We start from the raw sequence: 886 nt of genomic DNA, 5'->3' as shown, positions 1-886 counted from the left end.
GAACGCCGCTATTTCGCATCGGGCCGCGATGCCGGGCTCGAGCCGGTGGTGTTCGAGGTCGACGGCCTGCGCTTCGGGATCAACATCTGCGAGGACGCCTGGTTCGACGAGCCGGCGCAGCGGGCGAAGGCCGCCGGCGCCGACGTGCTGTGCGTGCTGAACGCATCGCCGTTCCACCTCGGCAAGCTCGAGGAGCGCGAAGCGCGCATGGCGGCGCTGGTGCGCGCCACCGGCATGCCGCTTCTGTACTCGCACCTGAGGGGCGGGCAGGACGAGGTGGTGTTCGACGGTGCGTCGTTCGCGCTGGATGCACAGGGCCGCGTCGCGGCACGCGCGCCGATGTTCGAGGAGGCGCTGACGCTGGTGGATTTCGACGCCGGCCGGCCGAGCGGTGCGATCGCGCCGGTGCCGTCGCTGGAGGCGCAGGCCTGGGCCGCGCTCGTCACCGGCGTGCGCGACTACGTCGGCAAGAACGGATTCCCGGGCGTGCTGATCGGGCTCAGCGGCGGCATCGATTCGGCGCTGGTGCTGGCGGTGGCGGTCGATGCGCTCGGTGCCGACAAGGTGCGTGCGGTGATGATGCCGTCGCCGTACACCGCCGACATCTCGTGGATCGACGCGCGCGACATGGCCGAGCGGCTGTCGGTGCGCTACGACGAGATCTCGATCGTGCCGATGTTCGAGGCGTTCCGCGCCAGCCTGGCCGCCGAGTTCGCCGGCCGTGCCGAGGACGCGACCGAGGAGAACATCCAGGCGCGCGTGCGCGGCACGCTGCTGATGGCCTTGTCGAACAAGTTCGGCAGCATCGTGCTGACCACCGGCAACAAGAGCGAGATGGCGACCGGCTACTGCACGCTGTACGGCGACATGGCGGGCGGCTTCGCGG

General features: G+C 70.5%; 1 protein-coding gene. It reads left to right on the top strand.

The window, feature by feature from the left end; genetic code table 11:
- The coding region (gene nadE / locus AC1D01_RS36790) for an NAD(+) synthase (protein ID WP_477874762.1) at positions 1-886 on the top strand (886 nt) is incomplete at both ends.

This window comes from Rhizobacter sp. P3_B12 (assembly GCF_056402895.1).
This window is presented reverse-complemented; position numbering and strand designations above follow the sequence as displayed.